At 37.8% G+C, this 1533-nt stretch carries 1 protein-coding gene; it reads left to right on the plus strand.

Features of this window, described 5'->3' with window-relative positions:
- The first annotated feature begins 169 nt into the window (after positions 1-169).
- Positions 170-1531 carry an IS4 family transposase gene (locus V7150_RS22225; RefSeq protein WP_335522577.1) on the plus strand — a complete coding sequence of 454 codons (1362 nt, stop codon included), beginning with the start codon at positions 170-172 and terminating at the stop codon, positions 1529-1531.
- Positions 1532-1533: the final 2 nt, after the last annotated feature.

Raw genomic sequence — 1533 nt, forward strand, 5'->3', positions numbered from 1 at the left:
ACTCAACTTTCGCACCTAAAAAAATGTGATGAGTTTAAATGGCTGTAATGTTCGGAGTAGTTGAAATATGGTGCTTGACCTTAAAAATAGGCATGAAAAAACACCTCATGGTTTGGTATAGTTGATTTGACTAGAATCACAATATCCAAACAGAAGAGGTGCCTCCTATATGATATCGAATAATGGTCAAAATAAGCAACTACCAAATGAACTAACATCCACATTTAAAGAATTACAGGTGCTAAAACATCTAAGAAAAGCTGGTATTACAAAGACTTTCGGCTTTTCTTGTGGTTTTCTTTTTCAACTGATCTTTTGTTTAATCTTTGAAAACAAGAACTGGTTTCGGACGCTTGAAAGTAAAAAATCTGTCGATTTTCCTACTAAAGACGCAGTCTATCGTTTCTTAAATAAGTCTACCTTTGCATGGCGTAGATTTTTACTTTTTCTTAGCGCTCACACGATTGGCAAAGTAACGAGACTCTCGAATCATGACAGACCGAAGGTCTTGGTGTTAGATGATTCTTCGTATGATCGAAATCGTAGTAAATCCGTCGAGTTACTAGCTCGTTGTTTTGATCATGCTTCTCAAAAAATGCGATTTTATAAAGGCTTTCGTATGCTTACCCTTGGCTGGTCAGATGGTGCCACGTTCATTCCTGTGGACTTTTCTTTATTAAGCTCAAAAACAAGCCAAATTAACGGAATAACAAGTAAAATCGATAAACGCAGTTCAGGTTACAAACGACGACTTGAAGCATTACAATCTGCACCAGAACAAATTCCAGACATGATTCAACGGGCTTTGAATGCTGGGATTGATGCCTCTTATGTGTTAATGGATACTTGGTTTACCCATCAACCACTCATTAAGAACATCAAAGAACTAGGGATAGATGTAATTGGCATGGTTAAGAATTTAAAGCAACGTTACTTTGTAGATGGTGAGCGCGTTAGCTTGAATGATCTCTATCGTTTAGCAGCACCCATTCAAGGAAAAAAAGGGCTTCTTCGCTCCATACAAACTACTCAAGCCAACGGAGTTCTAGTCAAAATGGTCTTTGTTCGTAATCGTAATAAAAAGAGCGAGTGGCTAGCTATTTTGAGTACAGACTGTACGTTAGATGACCAAGAAATCATCAGAATATATGGTATAAGATGGGACATTGAAGTCTTTTTCAAGACAACGAAATCCTTATTAAAACTCCAAAAGGAGTTTCAAGGTCGTTCCTATGATTCCTTAATTAGTCATACAACGATTGTCTTTACACGATACATGGTGCTGTCCTGGCAAAACCGATGTAGCACGGACCAAAGAACACTAGGCGGTATGTTTTATGAACTCTGTGATGAAATTAGTGACCTCGATTGGGCTATTGCGCTTCAGCAATTAATCGAGCTTCTTGAAGATACCCTTAAAGAGAGTAACAAGAAAATTCAAAAGTTAATCAAAAGTCAACTACAACATTGGGTCGCTGGCTTACCCAACTATATCAAGGCATATCTGCCTATTTCAGTGTGCGAAAGTTGAGT

Origin of the sequence: Neobacillus drentensis, from assembly GCF_036965245.1 — a bacterium.
GTDB lineage: Bacteria > Bacillota > Bacilli > Bacillales > Cytobacillaceae > Neobacillus > Neobacillus drentensis_G.

Coding starts and splice junctions, on each gene's coding strand:
- V7150_RS22225 (WP_335522577.1), top strand. CDS start 170: ATGATATCGAATAATGGTCAAAATAAGCAACTACCAAATGAACTAACA.